At 65.3% G+C, this 19,830-nt stretch carries 21 protein-coding genes; 7 read left to right on the top strand and 14 right to left on the bottom strand.

Going from position 1 to position 19,830, the window contains the following annotated elements:
• Positions 1–77 precede the first annotated feature (77 nt).
• Positions 78–410 (bottom strand): collagen-like protein, encoded by a 333-nt coding sequence (locus tag F2P44_RS18745; protein ID WP_167088563.1) that lies wholly within the window; start codon positions 408–410, stop codon positions 78–80.
• A gap of 341 nt (positions 411–751) precedes the next feature.
• Here F2P44_RS18745 and F2P44_RS18740 point away from each other — a divergent pair, with 341 nt between their 5' ends.
• The 4 genes from F2P44_RS18740 (at position 752) to F2P44_RS18725 (ending at position 4,783) form a co-directional block, all read left to right on the top strand.
• Positions 752–1,363 (top strand): helix-turn-helix domain-containing protein, encoded by a 612-nt coding sequence (locus F2P44_RS18740; protein ID WP_054263413.1) that lies wholly within the window; start codon positions 752–754, stop codon positions 1,361–1,363.
• 273 nt (positions 1,364–1,636) lie between these two features.
• The gene (locus F2P44_RS18735; RefSeq protein WP_167088562.1) at positions 1,637–2,386 is read left to right on the top strand and encodes a glutathione peroxidase; all 750 of its coding nucleotides are present in this window, start codon (positions 1,637–1,639) and stop codon (positions 2,384–2,386) included.
• A 91-nt stretch (positions 2,387–2,477) separates the two neighbouring features.
• Complete coding sequence (locus F2P44_RS18730; protein ID WP_167088561.1) at positions 2,478–3,383, top strand: M90 family metallopeptidase; 906 nt, start codon at positions 2,478–2,480, stop codon at positions 3,381–3,383.
• 68 nt (positions 3,384–3,451) lie between these two features.
• The gene (locus F2P44_RS18725; RefSeq protein ID WP_167088609.1) at positions 3,452–4,783 is read left to right on the top strand and encodes an ATP-binding protein; all 1,332 of its coding nucleotides are present in this window, start codon (positions 3,452–3,454) and stop codon (positions 4,781–4,783) included.
• An 18-nt stretch (positions 4,784–4,801) separates the two neighbouring features.
• On the opposite strand, the gene F2P44_RS18720 is transcribed toward F2P44_RS18725, so the two are convergent.
• Genes F2P44_RS18720 through F2P44_RS18695 form a run of 6 tightly spaced genes read right to left on the bottom strand, consistent with a single transcriptional unit; the run spans position 4,802 to position 11,859 of the window.
• A complete protein-coding gene (locus tag F2P44_RS18720; RefSeq protein ID WP_167088560.1) occupies positions 4,802–5,329 on the bottom strand; it encodes a response regulator in 528 nt (175 codons plus the stop codon).
• 1 nt (position 5,330) lies between these two features.
• Positions 5,331–6,662 carry a response regulator c-di-GMP phosphodiesterase, NosR family gene (gene nosR, locus F2P44_RS18715; protein ID WP_167088559.1) on the bottom strand — a complete coding sequence of 444 codons (1,332 nt, stop codon included), beginning with the start codon at positions 6,660–6,662 and terminating at the stop codon, positions 5,331–5,333.
• Positions 6,659–8,137: a PAS domain-containing sensor histidine kinase gene (locus F2P44_RS18710; protein WP_187363366.1), complete on the bottom strand. Its 1,479-nt coding sequence runs from the start codon at positions 8,135–8,137 to the stop codon at positions 6,659–6,661. Before F2P44_RS18710 ends, nosR begins: the two co-directional genes overlap by 4 nt.
• Before the next feature lie 28 nt (positions 8,138–8,165).
• Positions 8,166–9,005 (bottom strand): HDOD domain-containing protein, encoded by an 840-nt coding sequence (locus F2P44_RS18705; RefSeq protein ID WP_167088557.1) that lies wholly within the window; start codon positions 9,003–9,005, stop codon positions 8,166–8,168.
• Positions 9,005–9,334 carry a hypothetical protein gene (locus tag F2P44_RS18700; protein WP_167088556.1) on the bottom strand — a complete coding sequence of 110 codons (330 nt, stop codon included), beginning with the start codon at positions 9,332–9,334 and terminating at the stop codon, positions 9,005–9,007. Before F2P44_RS18700 ends, F2P44_RS18705 begins: the two co-directional genes overlap by 1 nt.
• On the bottom strand, positions 9,331–11,859 hold the full coding sequence (locus F2P44_RS18695; RefSeq protein ID WP_167088555.1) for an EAL domain-containing protein: 2,529 nt from the start codon (positions 11,857–11,859) through the stop codon (positions 9,331–9,333). Before F2P44_RS18695 ends, F2P44_RS18700 begins: the two co-directional genes overlap by 4 nt.
• A gap of 215 nt (positions 11,860–12,074) precedes the next feature.
• Here F2P44_RS18695 and F2P44_RS18690 point away from each other — a divergent pair, with 215 nt between their 5' ends.
• Entirely contained in the window at positions 12,075–12,632 is a 558-nt protein-coding gene (locus F2P44_RS18690) for a hypothetical protein (protein WP_167088554.1), read from the top strand.
• Between the two features lie 247 nt (positions 12,633–12,879).
• Positions 12,880–13,263: a hypothetical protein gene (locus F2P44_RS18685; RefSeq protein ID WP_167088553.1), complete on the top strand. Its 384-nt coding sequence runs from the start codon at positions 12,880–12,882 to the stop codon at positions 13,261–13,263.
• A 6-nt stretch (positions 13,264–13,269) separates the two neighbouring features.
• On the opposite strand, the gene F2P44_RS18680 is transcribed toward F2P44_RS18685, so the two are convergent.
• A complete protein-coding gene (locus F2P44_RS18680) occupies positions 13,270–14,118 on the bottom strand; it encodes a universal stress protein (RefSeq protein ID WP_167088552.1) in 849 nt (282 codons plus the stop codon).
• Between the two features lie 136 nt (positions 14,119–14,254).
• On the opposite strand from F2P44_RS18680, the gene phbB reads away from it, so the two are divergent.
• Complete coding sequence (gene phbB / locus F2P44_RS18675) at positions 14,255–15,001, top strand: acetoacetyl-CoA reductase (RefSeq protein WP_187363365.1); 747 nt, start codon at positions 14,255–14,257, stop codon at positions 14,999–15,001.
• A gap of 24 nt (positions 15,002–15,025) precedes the next feature.
• Here phbB and F2P44_RS18670 read toward each other — a convergent pair whose 3' ends face one another.
• The 6 genes from F2P44_RS18670 to rfbB all read right to left on the bottom strand — a co-directional run bounded on the left by F2P44_RS18670 (position 15,026) and on the right by rfbB (position 19,823).
• Positions 15,026–15,418, bottom strand: coding sequence for a TraR/DksA family transcriptional regulator (locus F2P44_RS18670; protein ID WP_370662714.1), 393 nt, complete (start codon positions 15,416–15,418; stop codon positions 15,026–15,028).
• Between the two features lie 103 nt (positions 15,419–15,521).
• Entirely contained in the window at positions 15,522–15,974 is a 453-nt protein-coding gene (locus F2P44_RS18665; protein ID WP_167088551.1) for a hypothetical protein, read from the bottom strand.
• 18 nt (positions 15,975–15,992) lie between these two features.
• Entirely contained in the window at positions 15,993–16,847 is an 855-nt protein-coding gene (locus F2P44_RS18660; RefSeq protein ID WP_167088550.1) for a hypothetical protein, read from the bottom strand.
• A gap of 147 nt (positions 16,848–16,994) precedes the next feature.
• A complete protein-coding gene (gene hyi / locus F2P44_RS18655; protein WP_167088549.1) occupies positions 16,995–17,771 on the bottom strand; it encodes a hydroxypyruvate isomerase in 777 nt (258 codons plus the stop codon).
• A 106-nt stretch (positions 17,772–17,877) separates the two neighbouring features.
• On the bottom strand, positions 17,878–18,771 hold the full coding sequence (rfbA, locus tag F2P44_RS18650; protein WP_229423620.1) for a glucose-1-phosphate thymidylyltransferase RfbA: 894 nt from the start codon (positions 18,769–18,771) through the stop codon (positions 17,878–17,880).
• Positions 18,768–19,823 carry a dTDP-glucose 4,6-dehydratase gene (gene rfbB, locus F2P44_RS18645; RefSeq protein WP_167088548.1) on the bottom strand — a complete coding sequence of 352 codons (1,056 nt, stop codon included), beginning with the start codon at positions 19,821–19,823 and terminating at the stop codon, positions 18,768–18,770. Before rfbB ends, rfbA begins: the two co-directional genes overlap by 4 nt.
• Positions 19,824–19,830: the final 7 nt, after the last annotated feature.

Raw genomic sequence — 19,830 nt, 5'->3', positions numbered from 1 at the left:
TATCAAGAAAAATCGCGCCGGACCGGGCGCAAACCCAGTCCGGCGCGATCTTGTCGCGCGAATAATAGCCGGAGCTATTAGCGCTTTTCCGGCACCACGATCACGGTGTCGCCGCCGGTCTTGCCGGTGTCGCCCTTGGCACCATCCATGCCAGGCGCGCCTGGGGTGCCAGCGCTACCTTCGGCACCGGTGCTGCCCGTGTTGCCGGTATTGCCGGTGCTGCCGGTGTTGCCGGTGTTGCCAGCAGCGCCGGTGGCGCCGGTAGCGCCAGTTGCGCCGGCAGGGCCAGGTACGGCCACCGGAACTTCAACGGTTGGGGTGACCACCGTGGCAGGTGGGTTGACAGTGGTTTTTTCGCATGCGGTCAGGCTGGCCATCGCCAGCAGTGCAGCCAGAAGTGTCGTTTTCATGGTGGTTTCCTTTTTTAAGTGTCTGGTGCCGGTGGCAGGCAGACTGAACGTCAATGAAGTCATTGCACACACAATGTTGTGCGAACGGGGCCAGAATACGGCCTTGTATTGATGCAATCTGTACGCCAACGCACACAGCCGGGCCCGTCATCAAGATTGCAACGATGAAAAGATGATCACAGGAAGTAAATTGTGCGAAATGTTCGATGGCGCACAGACCATCGAGGTCCACGCAGGCAATCTTGCACTCAGATGTGCGGAACCGAATTATTGTCAGGCTGTCAAACGACATGTAGCGGGTCCGGACGACATGACTATCTCTTCTCTTTGGAGTACTCAACATGCATGCAACGACACAGCACCACAATGCGGCCCAAGGCGACATGACCACATTGCACACCAGCGCCAATTCCTCCCTGATCGAGCGCGTCGCGCCCCAGCCAGCCGAGCGCGCTCCCATCTCGATGGCACCGATCGAGCGCGTGCGTTCGACCTCGGCCACCCAGCGCCGCATCGAAAATATGCAAAAACTGATCGGCGAATTGTCGACGCACGAAATGCTGGCCGATGAAATCGCCTGGTTCCTCAAGTTTTCGCCGTCCGGCGCGCGCAAATACATCCGCGACCTGCGCGAAGCGGGCGTGATCGAACTGGCGCGCTATATTGAAGGCACCGCCACCTACCTGGGCAAGGCCGTGTACCAGATTTCGCCCGATCCGGAACGCGTCAAGGCTTTCCTGGCCGCGATCGTGCAGCCGAAACGCGAAGGCGCCGCACCGCGCAAGGAACGTCCGGGCTTGCGCGAGCAAAGCATGGCTGGCACGGGCCGTCACTTCCACATCCTGGCGGACGACACCCACTATGCCATCCGTGTCAATCGCAGTCCGGTGGCGCGCGACCCGCTCGTCGCCGCCCTGTTCGGCGCGGCACCGTCGGCCAAGGAACAGGCCTGACCCTGCGCTGAGCGGCCCCGCCGCGCCCGCTTCGACCGTCCGGTTCGCTTGCAGGGCAGGTCCGTTCACCTGTCGTATCGTCCAGACAGGGCCGGCGCAGTCCGGCCCCCCGTTTTTCGTGCCACCTTCGCGCTTCCCCTTCGCGGCCGTGCGGGCACAGGCACGTCTGCTGTTTTTCTGTCATCCCCGCCAATTGAAAACCCCTGAACCAGCCCCACTTGTGGCGGTGCGGGGATGCTTTGCTGTCCCCACCACTCATCCAAAGGAACGCCCATGTTACCGACGCCAGAATCGCTGGAAGGCAAGCCCGTACCGAATGTGACGTTCAAGGCCAGGTCCAACGACCAGTGGAAAGATCTCAGCACCGACGCGCTGTTCAAGGGCAAGACGGTGGTCCTGTTCTCCCTGCCCGGCGCTTACACGCCCACCTGTTCTTCCACCCATTTGCCGCGCTATAACGAACTGGCGCCCGTGTTCAGGCAGAACGGGGTCGACGAGATCATTTGCATCTCGGTCAACGATGCGTTCGTGATGAACGAGTGGAAAGTCGGCCAGGATGCGGAGAATATCACCGTCATCCCGGATGGCAATGGCGATTTCAGCCAGGGCATGGGCATGCTGGTCGACAAGCGCAACCTGGGTTTCGGCATGCGTTCGTGGCGTTATTCCATGCTGGTCAAGGATGGCATGATCGAGAAGGTGTTCATCGAGCCGGACAAGGAAGGCGATCCGTTCGACGTGTCGGATGCCGAAACCATGCTGCGTTACATTCACCCGGAGGTCCAGATCCCGGAACCGGTGCTGGTGTTTTCCAAGCCCGGCTGCCCGCACTGCGCGCGCGCCAAGGCCACGCTCAAGGCGCACGGCGTGCAATTCACCGAGATGGTGCAGGACCGGAAGATCAATGCCAGCGTGCTGCGCGCGGTCTCGGGCCAGTCGACCTGGCCGCAAGTATTCATCGGCGGCAAGCTGATCGGCAACGCCGACGCGGTCGACGCCTGGTTCGGCGCCGCCAGGGCCTGAGCCGCCGCGCCGCCCGCTCCGGCGCAGCCAGCCGGTTGCGCCGCGCGCCGGGCGCGGCCCCGCGTTTTTTCGCACCCCGACAAGGAACAAGATGGAAGCGCTGCTCTGGACCACCGCCATCGTGGTGGCAATTGCGCTCGGCATGAGCTATCCCGGCTGGCGCCTCAAGCGCGCGCTGGCCCAGCCCTTTCCGCCGGCGTGGTTGCATATACTCGAACACAATATTCCGATTTACAGTCGCATGCAGCCCGAGCTGCAGGCACAGTTGCAGCGGCTGGTGCAGCAATTCCTGTTCCAGAAAAAATTCGTCGGCTGCGAAGGGCTGGAAGTGGACGACGAGATCCGCGTCACCATCGCCGGCCAGGCCTGCCTGCTGCTGCTCAACCGCTTTACGCGGGTGTACCGCAAGCTGCACACCATCCTGGTCTACCCGAGCGCCTTCCTGGTGCCGCGCAACCACGCCGACGAAGCCGGCATCGTGAACCCGGTGCGCCAGGAATTGCTTGGCGAATCGTGGGGCGATGGGCGCGTGGTGTTGTCGTGGGACCACGTCCAGCGCGGCGCCGGCGACTGGGCCGATGGCCAGAACGTGGTGCTGCACGAATTCGCGCACCAGCTCGACAGCGAATCGGGCAGCAATAATGGCGCGCCTTTCCTTGGCCACCCGGGCAGTTACCGCGACTGGTCGGCGGTCCTCTCGCGCGACTTCAACAACCTGCGCCACGAAGCGATGTTCCAGCGCCAAAGCGTGCTCGACCACTACGGCGCGGTCAGTCCCGCCGAATTCTTCGCCGTGGCCACGGAAACGTTTTTCGAGAAGCCCTGGCAGATGGCCGAACGCCATGCGGAGCTGTTCGACCAGTTCCAGCAGTACTACCGGGTCGATCCGCGCGCCTGGCTGGCGCCGCCGGCCCCGGAACCGGAACCGGACCCGGACCCCGGCCACCAAGCGGCGCCGCCACCGTCCTACGGCACCGTGTACGGACAATGGCAATGAAAGTGGCGCGCTCCTGAATACTCGGTCATAATTGCCTGAAGCACTTTCCCACGGGATCGATCATGGCGATGCAGTTCGAGGAATTTGAATCCTTTGCGTCCGACACGCCGCCCGCGGCGCGCGCGCCGGGCGCGGACGCCGCCTCGCCCCTGGTGCGGCTCCAATATCTGATCGACAACACCCCGGCCATCATCTATTGCACCGTGCCCAGCGGTGACTTCAAGATGACCTTCGTCAGCAACAACGCCTATAACGTCCTGGGTTACCGGCCCGAGGACATGGTGGCCGATCCCAACTTCTGGTTCGACCATATTCATCCGGACGACGCGCCGGCCATCTTTTCCAGCCTGGCGCTGGTGTTCGTCGAAGGCCAGCGCGCCTACGAATACCGCTTCCGTGCGGCCGACGGAGCCTATCTGTGGATGCACGACACCCTGCGCCTGATTCGCGACGAGCAGGGCGCTCCGCTCGAAGTGATCGGCTCGCTCACCGACATCACCATCCGCAAGACCATGGAAGAGGCGCTCCACAGCAAGGGCCAGGAACAGCAATTGCTGATCGGCCGTTTGCAGGAAGCGCAAAACCAGTTGCTGCAGTCGGAAAAGATGGCCTCCATCGGCCAACTGGCGGCCGGTATCGCGCACGAGATCAACAATCCGGTCGGCTTCGTCAATTCGAATATGGGCACCTTGCAAAAGTATGTGGCGACCCTGTTCGGCGTGGTGCGCGAGTACGATGCCGCGATCGCCGCGCACAGCCCGCCGCCGGCGCTGGCCAAGGCCATCGCGCAGATCGGCAAGAGCGCCGACCTGGAATTCTTGCAGGATGATGCGACCGACCTGGTGCGCGAATCGATGGATGGCCTCAAGCGGGTCAAGGATATCGTGCAGGCGCTTAAGGATTTCTCGCACGTGGGCGAGAATGAATGGCAGGTGGCCGACCTCCATCACGGGCTCGACAGCACGCTGAATATCGTCTCCAACGAGATCAAGTACAAGGCCACGGTCGACAAGCAGTACGGGCAGATTCCGCCAGTGACCTGCCTGGCTTCGCAGCTGAACCAGGTGTTCATGAATTTGCTGGTCAATGCCGGCCATGCGATCAAGGACAAGGGCGTGATCACGATCCGCACCGGTGCCGAGGATGGCTGGGTATGGGTCGCGGTGAGCGATACCGGCTGCGGGATCGCCCAGGAGCATCTGAACCGGATCTTCGAGCCGTTTTTTACCACCAAGCCGGTGGGCAGCGGCACGGGGCTGGGCTTGTCGCTCTCGTATGGGATCGTGAACAAGCATGGCGGACGGATCGATGTGGCGTCCACGCCGGGGGAGGGGACCACGTTTACGGTGCGCTTGCCGGTGTTGCCGCCGGCGGCGGTGTCGCCCGGGGCGCCGGCCTAGGCCGGGCGCCGCCGGCGCCTACATGATGATCTCGCCGTTCGGGCCCCACTTCACCTTCAGCAAGCCCGGCTCTTCCTCTTCCATCTTGCGCAGCGCCAGTTCCTCGCGGCTCAAGGTCCCCTCGTGCACGCGCTGGCGGTCGGCCAGCTGGTGCTCCTTGCGCAGCGAGTCGTGGTAGTCGAGCGCCAGGCGGATGTTTTCCCGCAAATCCCCGACTTGCCACGGCTTGGGAATAAAACGGAACACCTGGGCATCGTTGATCGCGCTGGTCACCGTCTCGAACTCGGTCGAGGCCGACAAGATCATGCGCACCGTGTCCGGTGCCACTTCCTTGATCGCGTGCAAAAATTCCACGCCCGTCATCTGCGGCATCCGGAAATCCGAAATCACCAGGTCGAAGGTGACGTCGGCGCAGCGGGTCAGCGCGTCGAACGGATCGGTAAACGTTTCAATGTGCAAGTCCTCGATGTCCAGATGCTGGCGCATGGCCCGCACCAGGGCGTTCAAGACGTTGATTTCATCATCGACCAACAGAATGCGTCGCATGTCACTCCCCTTTCGGTGGTGCCGGCCACACCCAGATATTCAGGCGGACCTCGTTCTTGGATTCAAAATCCTGGACTTGCTGGATCAGGCGCTCGTCGAGCACGTGGTCGGCCGAGAGCAGCATGACGCCGTCCGGCGTGACCAGATCGCGCGAGAGCGTCATGCCCGGCGTCAGGTACTTGGCCACCATGGCCTGGTCGCGCAGCTTTTCCACCGGCTCGCCATCCATCAGCGCGCGGAACGCCGCCACTACCTTGGGGTCGTAGCGCTTGCCCACGGCGTCGTAGATGATTTGCTTGGCGTCGGGCGCGAGCACGCGCCGCTGCACCAGCGCGCCGATCTGCAGGTTGTCGTAATCCGACGCCAGCGCCAGGATGCGGGCGCCGAGCGGAATCAGGGGGCCGGCTATGCCGTCCGGAAAACCGCCGCCATCGTAGCGCTCCATGTGGGCGCGCAGCAAGGCCGCCACCCCGCGCAAGTCATCCAGCGGCATCAAGAGTTGTTCGGCGCGCAGCGGATGCTTGCGGAATACGCCCAGCATGTCGCCGGCCAGCAGGTTCACCGGCATCGTCAGCAAGTCGTCCGGAAAACCGATCTTGCCGATGTCGTGCAGCAGGGCGGCAATGAAGACTTCCTGGGTCGCGTTCGCATCGAGCCCGACCTTGACGGCGATGCGCCGCGCCAGGTCGGCGACCCGGCGCGAATGTCCCGCCAGATTGCCGCCCCGCATCTCGATCATGCTGGACAGGATCTTGATGGTGGTGATGAAGTTGCCCTTGAGCTTTTTATTGGTCTCGAGGATGGTGTCGCGCGAACTGCGCAGCTCTTCGGTGCGGATCTCGACTTTCGCTTCCAGGCTCTGGTTGAGCGATTTGAGTTCATCGTTCTGGCGCAGGGTCAGCGCTTCCAGGCGCGCCTTTTCCTGCTCCAGCGCGTGGCGTTCGAGCCCGTGGCGCACCACCAGCAGGATATCGTTGTCGTCCCAGGGCTTGGTGATGTAGCGGTAGATCTCGCCGCGGTTGATGGCCGCCAGGATCGAGGAGACGTCCGAGTAGCCGGTCAGCAGCAGGCGCACGGTGTCGGGCCAGCGCTGGCGCACATGTTCGAGGAATTTGGCACCGTCCATTTCCGGCATGCGCATGTCGGAAATGACCAGGTCCACCTTTTCCTGTTCCAGGATGGCCAGGCCGGCCGCGCCGCTCTCGGCCACCAGCACCCGGTAGCCTTCCGGGCGGAACAGGCGGCGCAGGGACGACAGGATGTTCGGTTCGTCGTCAACGCACAGCACGGTGGCCGGAGCTGGGGCAAGATTGTCGGTCAGGCTGTCTGTCATGGGCTGGGCTCCTCGCTTGCTGCAGTGGTCTGGTGCACCGGCAAGACGATGCGGAAGGTGGTGCCACGCCCCACCTCGCTGTCGACGTCGATGCTGCCACGGTGTTTTTGAATGATGCCGTAGGCCAGGGACAGGCCCAGACCGGTTCCCTTGCCCACCGGCTTGGTGGTGAAGAAGGGATCGAAGATGCGCGACAGGTTTTCGCGCGCGATCCCGCCGCCGTTGTCGGCCACTTCGATCCACACCTGTTCGCCCTCGGCCCCTTCCCCGGCGCCCTGGCTGGTGCCGGTGCGCACCGTGATCGTGCCGCGCCGCTCGCTCATCGCGTGGGCCGCGTTGACCACCAGGTTCATGATCACCTGGTTGACCTGCGAGGGCAGGCATTCGATGTCGGGAATGGCACCGTACTGCTTGACCACGTCGGCCTTGTACTTGACTTCGTTGGAAACGATATTCAGGGTCGAATCGATGCCGCCGTGCAGGTTGGCCCACACCCAGTCCTGGCTGGCGTCGACCCGCGAGAAATCCTTGAGATCCTGCACGATGTGGCGCACGCGCACGATGCCTTCCTTCGATTCGCTCATCAGGACCGGGATGTCTTCGCGCAAGAAATCGAGGTCGAGCGTCTTGCGCATCGCCGCCAGCCGCGCCGCCGTCGCTGGGCTCGCTTCGGCTTCCGCCTCCTGGTACACATGCAGCATGTCGAACAGCTGGTCGAGGTAGCTTTGCAGGGTGCCGAAATTGGAAAAGATGTAGCCGATCGGGTTGTTGATCTCGTGCGCCACGCCGGCCGCCAGCTGGCCGATCGAGGCCAGTTTTTCCGATTGCACCAGTTGCTCCTGGGCCATCGACAGCTTGGCGTTCAATTCGGTCAGGGCCAGGTGCTTGGCGCGCAGTTCGGCGTCGGCGATCTGGCGCTGGCGCAAGTCGTCCTCCAGCCGTTCGTTGGCTTCGGCCAGCTGGGCGGTGCGTTTCTCGATCAGGTGTTCGAGGTTGTCGTGGGCCCGGCGCAGGGCGTTTTCGGCCACCCGCCGCTCGGTCACGTCGCGCATGGTTTCGATCGCCCCGACCACCTGGCCGGAGGCGTCGCGCAGGGGCGCGGCGGTGAAGTGCAGCCAGTGGCCGCCCACGCCCAGGTTCTCGAAAAAGCCTTCGGTCTCGTAGGCGCCGGGAATCAGGGCCGACTGGCGGTGCGCGGCCAGGCCGCTGCCGTCGCCCGAGACGATCATGTCCGACAGCATTTGCCGCTCGTGCGCGTAAAACGCCACGCCGTGGTTGCGCGTGCCTATCATCGCTTCGGTGCTCCAGCCGAGCAAGTGTTCGCAAGCCTTGTTCCAGTGCGTGATGGTGTGCTCACGGTCAATCACGAAGGTGGCCACCGGGTGGCCGTCGAGCAGCTCGGACAGGACGATGCCGCTGCTCCCGTCATCGGCGCTGGGCAGGCTGGTCTGGTGCTGGTATTCGCGGTTCGGCATTCGGTTGGCCTCCATGGCACGCGTCGCGCTAGCTGACGAGAATCTTGCACATGTCGACAAAGGTCGACTCGGAATCGCGGAACAGTTTGGCGCAGTCGGCTTCGCTCAGCGCCAGGCTCATCCACAGCGTCTGGGACAGCGGCGGCACCAGGTCGTCTTCTTCGCCGGACAGGTCCAGCGCGTGCGCAAACACATTGGCGGCGTGGATCAGCAGCGGCAGGGTGGGCGTGCCGGCGGCGTCGAGGTGATGGTGGCTGGCCACCGATTCCTGCATCGCGGCCGGGAATTTCCAGTAGGCGGCCAGGGCGGCGCCGGCCATCGCATGGTCGACCCCGATCACGGCGCGCTCGGCCTCGATGATGTAGCAATCGTGCTCCTTGCGGTAAGCCAGCATGGCGCTGTACTCGGCGGGAAAGCGGGTGGCCAGCACCAGGGTGCCGATATCGTGCAGCAGGCCGGCCGTGAAGGCGGTGTCGGCATTGAGCTTCAGGTGTACCGCCAGCAGCTTGGCGCACACCGCCGTGGCCACCGAGTGGCGCCAGAAAGCCTGCAAATTGATCCCGCCGCTGACGCCGGCCGGAAAGCTGCCGGTCACCGCGCAGGCCGTCACCAGGGTGCGGATGCTGTGAAAACCGAGCACCGAAATGGCCTGGTGGATGGTGGTGACCTTGGACGACATGCCGTAGAACGACGAGTTCGCCAAGCGCAGGGTCTTGGCCGTGAGCGACTGGTCGAGCGCGATCTTGGCGCCCAGGACGTGCACATCGATATCTTCCTGGTCCATGGTCGAGAGCAGTTCCACCACCACCGTCGAGAGCGAGGGCAGGTCGCGGATGCGTTTGACCACATCGTCGATCGAGGCAATCATCAGCAGCCTCCGCGGTAAGCCAGCAGGCGCTCGTACAGCACCGCGCTGGCATTGGCGGGCGAACCGGTCAGGCAGCGCCGGAACAGGCGCGCCAGGCGCGCGCACTGGCGTTCGCGTTCGGCGCGCACGGCGGCCTCGTCGACCGGCGCTTCGGCGGCCACCACCTGCACCCGTTCGATGCCGCGCCGCCGCAGCGAGGCCAGCGAGGAGGCACTGAGGGTGGCGCCGGCCGGCAGCAGCACGCCGCCGCCGGCGTCGCGCAAATCCTGGGCCAGCACCATGCCTTCGCTGGCGGCGTCGATCTCGATGGTTTCCTCGGCGGGTGTCATTCTGTTTCCTCGCAAACGCTAATGGTGATCAGGCTGCCGCGCGACTGCGAATTCGCGCCCATGGGGTGCGCCACCACCTGGTAGCAGCGTCCGTTGATATCGACCTGGTGGCTGCCGCTGGGGGCCAGGCCGTCGGGAAACAGTTCGGGCAAGACGATCTCCGCCTCATTGCCGAGTATGGCACCATTCTGGCGGAACATGCGCTCGGCAGCGCCGTTCACGAACGCCACCATGCCGTCGTCGTCCAGCCCGATCACCGCCAGCGGCACGAATTGCAGCAGTTCGCGCGCCACGTTCAGGCTGATTTCATCGCGCGTGATCTGCTGCTGTTTCTGGCGCAGCAAGTCTTCCATGCGCCGGTTGGCCGCCGCCAGTTCGTGGTTGGCGGTGCGCAGCTCCAGGTTCAGGCGTTCATTGTCGTCGGCGATCTCCTTGAGCCGGAACGCTTCCGCGATGTGGGTGCGCAGCTGCTCGTCGTCCCAGGGCTTGGTGAGGAACTTGAAGATCGCGCCCTCGTTGACGGCGTCGGTCACCGATTGCAATTCCGTGTAGCCCGACAGCATGATGCGTATCGTGTCCGGATACAAGCCCTTGGCCGCGCGCAGGAAGTCGGCGCCGATCATGCCCGGCATGCGCTGGTCCGACACGATCACGTCGACCGCGTTGGCGGCCAGCACGTCGAGCCCTTCCTGGCCGCTGTTGGCCGACAGGATCTGGTAGCCATCGCGCCGCAGCAGGCGCTTCAGGGCCGAAACAATGTTTTGCTCGTCGTCCACCAGCAGCAGGGTGCGCGGCTGCTTCTGGATGCGCAGCAGGTGGGACGGGAGGGCATGGCGCGCGGCCAGCATCGCGGCCACCTCGTTGCGGTCGCACGGCTTGGCCAGGAAATAACCCTGGATCTGGTCGCACATATTGCGCCGCAGAAAGTCGCACTGGGCTTCCGTTTCCACCCCCTCGGCCGCCACTTCGATGCCGAGGTGGTGCGCCATCGAGATGATGGTCTTGACCAGGGCGGCGTCGTCGGTGCCGGTGACGATATTGCCGGTCAGGCCGCAATCGATCTTGACCAGGTCGAGCGGGAAGCGCTTGAGGTGGTTGAGCGAGGAATAACCGGTGCCGAAGTCGTCCAGGGTCAGGCCGATCCCCAGCGCCTTGAGCTGGGCCAGAGTCGTGTCGCTGGCGTGCGGGTCCTGCATCAGGGCCGCCTCGGTGATTTCCAAGGACAGCTGGGAGGGCGCCATGCTTGAGGAGGCCAGCACGTCGGCCACCACCTGGGGCAGGGCGGGGTCGAGGAATTGCTTGGGCGAGATATTGATCGCCACCCGCACCGGCGCCAGGCCGGCCGCGCGCCAGGACGCCATGTCCTCGACGGCGCGGCGCAGGCTCCAGTAGCCGAGCGCGGTGGTCAGGCCGGCCGCCTCGGCCAGCGGGATGAAGCGCCCGGCGGGAATCAGGCCCATCACCGGGTGCTGCCAGCGCACCAGCGCCTCCAGCGCGCAGATAGTGCCGTGCTGCAGGTCGGCCACCGGCTGGTATTGCAGTTGCAGCTGGCCTTCGATCAGGGCGATGCGCAGCGCCGCTTCCATCTGGGCCCGCTCGGCGGTGCGCTGGTTCATCTCGGGCGCGAAAAACTGCAACTGGTTGCCGCCCAGGCTGCGCGCGTGCGACAGCGCCATGTCGGCGTAGCGCAGCAGGGTCACGCCATCGTCCGCGTCGTGCGGATAGCGCGCGATGCCGATGCTGCAGCCGGCGTGCAGGCTCTGGCCGATCACGGGGAAGGGCGCGCCGATCACGCGCACGATGTGCTCGCACACGGCCTGCACCTGCGCGGTACTGTCGACTTCGCCGAGGACCAGCACGAATTCGTTGCCGCCATGGCGCGACAAGCTGTCCTGGGGCCGCATGCAGGCCTGGATGCGCATGGCCACGCTGATGAGCAGCTGGTCGCCGGCCACGTAGCCCAGGCTTTCGTTGACCAGGTTGAAGCCGTCCAGCGCCAGGCACAGGACCGCCAGCCCATCCCCGCGCTGGCGGGCGCGCCCCATGGCCAGTTGCAGGCGTTCGTTGAACAGGCTGCGGTTGGCCAGGCCGGTGAGCACGTCGTGGGTGGACAGGTGGGCGAGCAGGGCTTGCTGTTCGTGCAGTTCGTTGACATTGTCGGCGATGCAGACCAGCTGGCGCGCGGCCTGGCCTTGGTCCGTGCCCGGCACCGCGCTGATGGTCCACTGGCACCAGGGGGCGCTGCCGCCGGCGCCGCCCACGCGCAGCAGCAGCGAGGCGCTGGCCTGGCCGCCGGCCACCGCCGCCAGCGCCGCGCCGAAGGTGGCGTCGCCGAGCAGGATCGCGCTGCTGCCGATCAATTGTTCCGGCGTGCGGCCGGTGAGCGCGCAAAAGGCGGGGTTGACGTCGAGGATGGGAAAGGTGCTGATGCCGGCATCGACCAGCAGCACGCCATTGCTGCAGGCGGACAGCACCGCGGCAGCGGCGGGACTCGATCGTAAGGGATGCGCGGTGTCCAATTCCATCAGCGTCTTTCAATAAAGATAGCGAGCGTGCTGGGCCTTGCCGGGCGGACGGCGCGCGCCGTCTTACCGTCAATTTATATTATACGGAGAAATATTTACTACACGGGAGGGAAAGATTTCTTTTTGTTGCAGCGCGGTCTTATGTGCGTTTGCGTACAGAGGGAACGGGGCTGGCGGCGCATGCTGGCTCCATCATCAATGCAGGAGAAATCAGCATGTCTACCATCGTTGCAGGTCATTTTCAACTCCAGGACGAGATCGATCACGCGCGCCGCGAACTGGTGCGCGCCGGGTTTCCCGACGAGCGCATTTCGGCGTTTTTCCTGAACCAGCCGGGCCAGCATGACCAGACCGCCATCGGCGGCGACCATATGCAATCGCCGGGCGCCAAGGAAACCCCGGAAGGCGTGCTGGAAGGCGCGGCCGCCGGCGGCGCGGTCGGCGTGGCGGTGGGCGCGGCGACCGCCTTCGTCACCGGTCCGGCCGGCCCGATCGTGGGCGGCCTGGTGGGCGCGCACGTCGGTTCGCTGTTCAGCCTATCGAAAATGAAGGAAGCCGGCGAGAAGGAAGAGGGCAGCAATGCCAACCGCTACGCACCGCGCAAGTCCGGCATGCTGATCGCCGTGGCGGCCGACCAGCCCGGCCAGGAAGCGCGCGCCATCGAGGTGCTGCGCGGGCTCGGTTCGCACCATATCGAGCGCGCCCAGGGCACCATCGAAGGGGGCGACTGGACCGATTTCGATCCGCTCAGCCTGCCGGTGCTGGTGCAGTAAGCGCCCCCGCTTGCGGCGCCCGCTTGCGGCACCCGCTTGCGGCGTCCGCTATCGACGCAGCATGGACGCGCCACCCGGCCTTTGTGCCCGGCGGCGCGTGTCCGTTTCATGGCGCTTGCAACAGCGTTCAGATAGCGCTTCCCAAGCCCCCGTTTTTGGGTATTATGCTCTTTACATAGTGCATCCATGTACCAGTCCAGCCAGCGCATTCGCGCCGGTGGCTGCGTGCCGACGGGAGGACGCGACCATGACTCAAGCCTGGCTCACCCTGACGAGCATGGACGGACGCGACATCGCCGCGCCCACCGAGGCGCAGTTGACGGCCGTGCTGGCCGAACTGTACGCGCCGCTGCGCAAGCCCAAGGCGGGAGCCAAAGGCAAAGGTCCGCCGGCAAGCGCCCCCGAAGCGGCCAGCGCGGCCCTGCGCTTTGGCTACGACGATGGCTTGATGTATGTGATCGAAGTGAGCCGCGGGGGTGCCATCCGTTTCGAGGAATGGTCGGGCCGCGATTGCGAACTGGCGCTGGCGCCGCCGCGCCGCATGAGCGCCGACCTGAACCTGGCACAGCAACTGTGGTCGCTCATGGCGCGCCGCCAGGTCTCGCGCATCCGCGAACTCGACTGGCACTGACCTGGCTTAGTGCGCCATCAGCACCGGCATGCTCATCGATTCGAGCAAGGTGCGGGTGACGCCGCCCAGCATGGTTTCGCGCATGCGCGAGTGGCCATAGGCGCCCATCACCAGCAAGTCGGCATTCTTCTGGGCCGCCAGCGCCAGCAAGGCTTCGCCCACCGGCTGGCGCTTGTGCGCCAGCGCGTGCAGCGCGAACTGGGCGTCGATGCCATGCCGGGCCAGCCAGGGGCGCGGATCGGCCGCGCGCGCGTCGGCCACGGTCTGGCTGCCCGGGCCGGTATCGAACACCGCCAGCTCGACCGTGCCGGCCTGGCGCAGCAGCGGCAGCGCCAGTTGCAGCGCGCACGCGGCTTCGCGGCTGGCATCCCACGACACCAGCACGCGCTGCCCGACGCTGGCGCGCTCGCCCGCGAACGGCACCATCAGCACCGGTTTGCCGGCGTGCAGCACCACATACGCCGGCAAGTCGGCCAGCAGGCGCGTGCCGCCGTGGTCCGGGTCGGACTGGCTGAGCACGATCACGTCGGCCACCCGTCCATGCAGGCACAGGCCGCCGCCGGCGTCATCGTCGATCACATGCGCCTCGTGCGAGGCCAGGGCGGCCGCTTCGCAGCGCCGCGTGAAGCCGGCCAGCGCCGCCTGGGCCTGCTCGCGCAGGAAACCAAGATGCAGCGCCAGGGTGGGGTCGCTCTGGCCCGGCGCCAGGGTGGGCAGCAGGGTGCGCGCGACCCCGGTCGGGGCCACGCCCGTCAGGTGGCCGCCGCAACTGCTGGCCAGCGCGATCGCCACGCCGATGCGGGCGGACGCGGACGGACTGTCGTCCACGTGGACGAGGACGGTCTGATAAGCCATGCATGCTCCTGTTTCGATGGAGGGGATATGCATCATCTTAAACCATCTTTCCCCAAGCTTTGATATTGCTCAATGTTGCGCACGGTAAGCACCCTAGACTTGGCTTCGGACTTCACCACGATGACAGGAAAGCATGATGGAAATCAAAAAAGTAGCACTTGTAACCGGGGGCATGGGAGGTTTGGGGACGGCGATTTGCCAGCGCTTGCAGCGCGCCGGCTTCCGCGTGGCGGCAACCTATTCGCCGCACAACAGTTCGCCCGAGGGCTGGCTGGCGGCGCAGCGCGATGAAGGCTATCGCTTCACGGCGTACAAGGTCGATGTGGGCGATTTTGCCGACAGCGAATGGATGGTGCAAAAGCTCTTGTCCGAACAGGGGCGCCTGGATGTGCTGGTCAATAACGCCGGCATCACGCGCGACCGCAGCCTGGCCAAGATGCAGCACGACGACTGGGTCGAGGTCATGCGCACCAATCTCGACAGCGTATTCAACCTGTCCAAGCAGGCGATCGAACCGATGATCGCCCAGGGTGGCGGGCGCATCATCAATATTTCTTCGGTCAACGGGCAAAAGGGCGCGTTCGGCCAGACCAACTATTCAGCCGCCAAGGCCGCCATGCACGGTTTCACCAAGGCGCTGGCGCTGGAAATGGCGCGCCACGGCGTGACCGTCAACACCGTCTCGCCGGGCTACCTGCGTACCAAAATGGTCACGGCGGTGCCGGAGGAGGTGATGACGAGCCGCATCCTGCCGCAAATTCCTGTCGGCAGGCTGGGCGAACCGGAAGAAGTGGCGGGCCTGGTGGCCTATCTGTCGTCGGACGAGGCCGCCTTCGTGACGGGCGCCAACATCGCCATCAACGGCGGCCAGCACATGAGCTGAACGGCCCGGCGCGCTCAATGCGCGTCAGCGCTTCTCGGCGCGGGTCTGGCAGGCAATGCAGAGCCGCGCTTCCGGGCGCGCCTGCAGGCGCGAAAAGCCGATCGGATTGCCGCATTCCTCGCACTCGCCATAGCTGCCCTCGTCGATGCGCGCCAGCGCCTGGCGCAAGGTGCGCAGTTGCGCCACGTGGTGGCCGGCCGCTTCCAGCGCCAGGTCGTTGAGCAGGCGCACGGTGGCCTTGTCGGCGGGCGAGGTTTCGACCTCTTGCACCGCCAGGTCGCGCGGACCCGGCGCCACCTCGGCCCCATCGTGGCGCGCCAGATCGGCCAGGCGCTGTTCGAGGACGGCTTTGAGGAGCGCGAGCTGTCCTGCTTCCAGTCCGTTCATGTTGACGCTCGGGAAAGTGAATGTTGGCACGGCCGCGTCACTCCGGGTGGAGGCGCTGATGCCGAGTGTAGCGCGTTCGCGCGGCGCTGGATAGCTGCGCACGAACGGGTGCCGGTTTACCGGGCCATGATCGCTACTGGGCCTTGATGGCCTTGAAGCGCTCGCGCACATCCTTGAGCGCGAGCGAGACCGTGCCGGGCACGCCGCTGGCCGCCGCGCCGGCCAGTCCGACCAGCGCCGCCACCAGTCCGGTGACGTTGGCGATGACCGCGATCTTGCGGATTTTTTCGGCCGCGTCGGCGGTCAGCTTGAGCACGTGTTCCTGCGGCTGGCCCAGGCCCTTGACCGTGGCGCGGGCGGCGTCCAGGTAGAGCGCATGGACGTGCTGGCGCAGCACCAGTTCCTCGTCGAGCAGGGCGAAGGCATGGTCGCGTTCTTCCTGGCTCAGTTGGGCGTCGGGCGGGGTGCGGATGGCCACCAGCGCGCGCTCATGCATGGCGCCGGCGCAGGCCGACAACTGCGCGGCCAGCGCCATGATGTCTTCCACGCTGGCCAGTCCGTCGTGATCTGTCTTATCTGTCTTCATAGCACACCTCGGGTCGGTTTAGTCGGCTGCCAGGCCGGTACGGATCATGTTCAGGTCGCGCGCGTACTCGTACAGCGCATGGCGCATCTCGGACGAGGAGATCGTGGCGAGGTTCTCGCGCAGCTTCTGGTGGCCGAGCGCGACCTTGGACAAGCCCTCGCGCGCCAGCTCGAAGCGCTTGTCGATCAGGCGGTACTCGCTGGTCTTGCCCTGCACATGGGCGCGCGCCAGGGTGTACAGCAAGCGGTCCTGGGGCCGGTCGGCCAGCGGCAGGGCCACTTCGAAAAAGCCGAGCACGGTTTTCTTTTCATTCTCGTTGGCCGCCGCGTACACCTCGGTCAGGCTGATCATCGCGTCGAGCAGCACGCGCACATCGGCGTCGCCTTCGCGCACCATGGTTTCCACGCTTTCTTTCTGCAAGTGCGAGGTGAGCGCGCGCGTCAGCAGGCGCGTCAGGCCGGTGTAAGCGCTCACCTGCTTCTGGCCGAGGGTGGTCTTGGCCAGCCCGGACAGGCCGGTGCCCATGGTGCTGATCTGGGGCGTGAAGTCGTAGCGCGCCTCGCCGGCCAGCGCGGCCAGGGTCTCCATGTACAGCACCACGGCTTTCTGGATCGTCACGAAATCGGTGTAGGCGGTTTGCCGCTTGGCATCGTTATCCCTGGCCACCTGGTCGGCCGCGGGCGGCAGGTAGGGTTGTTCGCGCAGGTAAGTGTCGCGGTAGTGCGTGGACAGCTCGGCGTAGGCGCCCAGCCGGGCCGAGGCGTGGGCGAATTCGCGCACCTCTTCCAGGTTGACCCGGTTGCTGACGCAGCCGCCCAGCAACAGGCTGGCGGCGAGGAGGGCGGAGGTACTCAAGGTGCGAAGCGGGTTCATAAGTCCTTTCAGGCGCGCACGGAAGGGCTTGCCAGAAGTTCCCATTCTTGCGCCGATGATGTGAATACAGTTTGCTTAAAGTCAAACTGCGCTCATGTTTCCACAAGCGAAATATGCCTTTGATCACCTTGTCTATTTTGCCATGGATTAGGATAACGCGCTACGCCAATCCAGGCCGGCGATGGTGCCGGCGCGCGGATGATATTCGCAGCCGACCCAGCCGTCATAGCCGAGCTCGTCGAGCAGGGCGAACAGGTAGCGGTAATTGATTTCGCCCGTGCCCGGTTCGTGGCGGCCGGGATTGTCGGCCGCCTGGATGTGGCGGATCAGGGGCAGGCGGGCGCGCAGGGTATTGGCCAGCTCGCCTTCCATGCGCTGCATGTGATAAATGTCGTACTGCATGAACAGATTCGGCGCGCCGCACTCCGCGATCACGGCGGCGGCCTGGGCGCTCCCGGTGAGGAAGTAGCCGGGCATGTCGACCGTGTTGATCGGTTCGATCAAGAGGTCGATAGCGTGCGCGGCCAGCTGGGCTGCGGCGAAGCGCAGGTTGGCGACGTAGGTATCATGCGCGCGTTCGCGGGCGACGCCGGGCGCCAGCTTGCCGGCCAGGCAGTGCAGGCGGCCCACGCCGAGCGCGACGGCGTAATCGCGGGCCAGCGCCACGCTGTCCTGGAACTCGGCGATGCGGCCCGGATCGCAGGCCAGGCCGCGCTCGCCGGCGTCCCAGTCGCCCGCAGGCAGGTTGTGCAGCACCAGTTGCAGGCCGTGGCGCGCCAGGCGCTCGCCGATCTGGTCCGCGTCAAACGCATACGGGAACAGGAACTCGACGCCATCGAAGCCGTTGGCGCGGGCGGCGCCGAAACGGTCGAGGAAGCTCACTTCGGTAAACATCAGGCTGAGGTTGGCGCAGAATTTTGGCATCGCGGGAGCGGCAAGTTGGCAAGGCCTCATGCTAACCCGGATTGGCGCGCGCCGCCCGCCGGTCCGGCCGGGCAGCGGCGCGCACGATCTGCATGCCCGGCCGCCCTCAGAACACCTGTTCGTGCAAGACGTGCAGCAAATAGCGGCCGTAGGCATTGTCCTTGATCGGCCGGGCCAGCGCTTCGAGCGCATCGGCATCGATATACCCCTTGCGATAGGCCACTTCTTCCGGCACCGCGACCTTCAGGCCCTGGCGTTTTTCGATGGTGGCGATGAATTGCGAGGCTTCCAGCAAGGATTCATGGGTACCCGTGTCGAGCCATGCCATGCCGCGCCCCATCACTTCCACGCGCAACTGGCCCCCCGCCAGGTACGCGCGGTTGACGTCGGTGATTTCCAGCTCGCCGCGCGCCGATGGCGTGATCGCGGCGGCGATGTCGCACACTTGGTTGTCGTAAAAATACAGGCCGGTGACGGCGTAATGCGATTTTGGCCGGGCCGGCTTTTCCTCGATCGACAGCGCGTTCTGGTCCGGGCCGAATTCGACCACGCCATAGCGTTCCGGGTCGAGCACGTGATACGCGAATACGGTGGCGCCGTCGCCGTGGGCATGCGCCTTAGCCAATTTGGCATCGAGTTCGTGGCCATAATAAATGTTGTCGCCCAGGATCAGCGCCGACGGGTGTTGCCCGACAAACGTGCGCCCGATCAGGAACGCTTGCGCCAGGCCATCCGGCGATGGCTGCACCGCGTAACGCAGGTTGATGCCCCATGCACTGCCATCGCCCAGCAAGTCGTGAAAACGCGGGGTGTCCTGCGGGGTCGAGATAATCAGGATATCGCGGATACCCGCCAGCATCAGGGTGGTGAGCGGATAATAAATCATCGGCTTGTCGTACACCGGCAGCAGCTGCTTGGAAGTGCTGGTGGTGACCGGATACAGGCGCGAGCCGGAGCCGCCCGCCAGGATGATCCCCTTGCGCGCCAGCGCGGCCATCATGCGGCACCGCCGGCGGGCCAGTGGGCGTCGCGGTAGGCGCCTGAGGCGATCTCGTCGGCCCAGGCGCGCTGCGCCAGATACCAGTGCACGGTGCGCGCAATGCCGCTGGCGAAATGCTCGGCCGGCGTCCAGCCCAGTTCGCGCCGCAGCTTGCCGGCGTCAACCGCGTAGCGGCGGTCGTGGCCGGCGCGGTCGGCCACATGGGTAATCTGCTGGCGATAACTGGCGCGCGCCGGTGCCGCCACGTCGAGCAAGTCGCACAGGGTGCGCACCACGTCGATATTGGTCATTTCGTTCTCTCCTCCCACGTTATAAACCTCTCCAGGACGACCGGCCGCCAGGATGCGCCGCAGCGCCGCGCAATGGTCGCCCACGTACAGCCAGTCGCGTACCTGCATGCCGTCGCCGTACACCGGCAGCGCGCGCCCGGCCAGCGCCGTGGCGATCATCAGCGGGATCAGCTTTTCGGGGAACTGGTACGGGCCGTAATTGTTCGAGCAATTGCTGGTCAGGGTCGGCAAGCCATAGGTGTGAAAGCTGGCCCGCACCAGATGGTCGGAAGCGGCCTTGGAGGCAGCATACGGGCTGTTCGGCGCATACGCCGAACGCTCGGTGAATGCCGCCTCGTCCGGCGCGAGCGAGCCATACACTTCATCGGTGGACACATGCAGGAAGCGGAACCCGGCGCGCTCCGGCTCCGGCAGGCAGTGCCAGTAGGCGCGCGCCGCTTCCAGCAGCGCGAAGGTGCCGCCGATATTGGTGGCGATGAACTGGCTAGGGGCCGCGATCGAGCGGTCGACATGGCTTTCGGCGGCAAAATGGACCAGCGCGCGCGGGCGGTGCCGGGCCAGCAAGGCTGCCACCAGGGACTGGTCGCCGATATCGCCGCGCACGAACAGGTGGCGCGCATCGCCCCTGAGCGCGGCCAGGTTGTTCAGGTTGCCCGCATACGTGAGCTGGTCGAGATTGACGATGGCCTCGTCGCTGTGCGCCAGCCAGTCGAGAATGAAATTCGATCCGATAAATCCGGCCCCACCGGTGACTAGTATCATTGCGTGT

Origin of the sequence: Massilia frigida (assembly GCF_011682175.1) — a bacterium.
Taxonomy (GTDB): domain Bacteria; phylum Pseudomonadota; class Gammaproteobacteria; order Burkholderiales; family Burkholderiaceae_D; genus Telluria_A; species Telluria_A frigida.
This window is presented reverse-complemented; position numbering and strand designations above follow the sequence as displayed.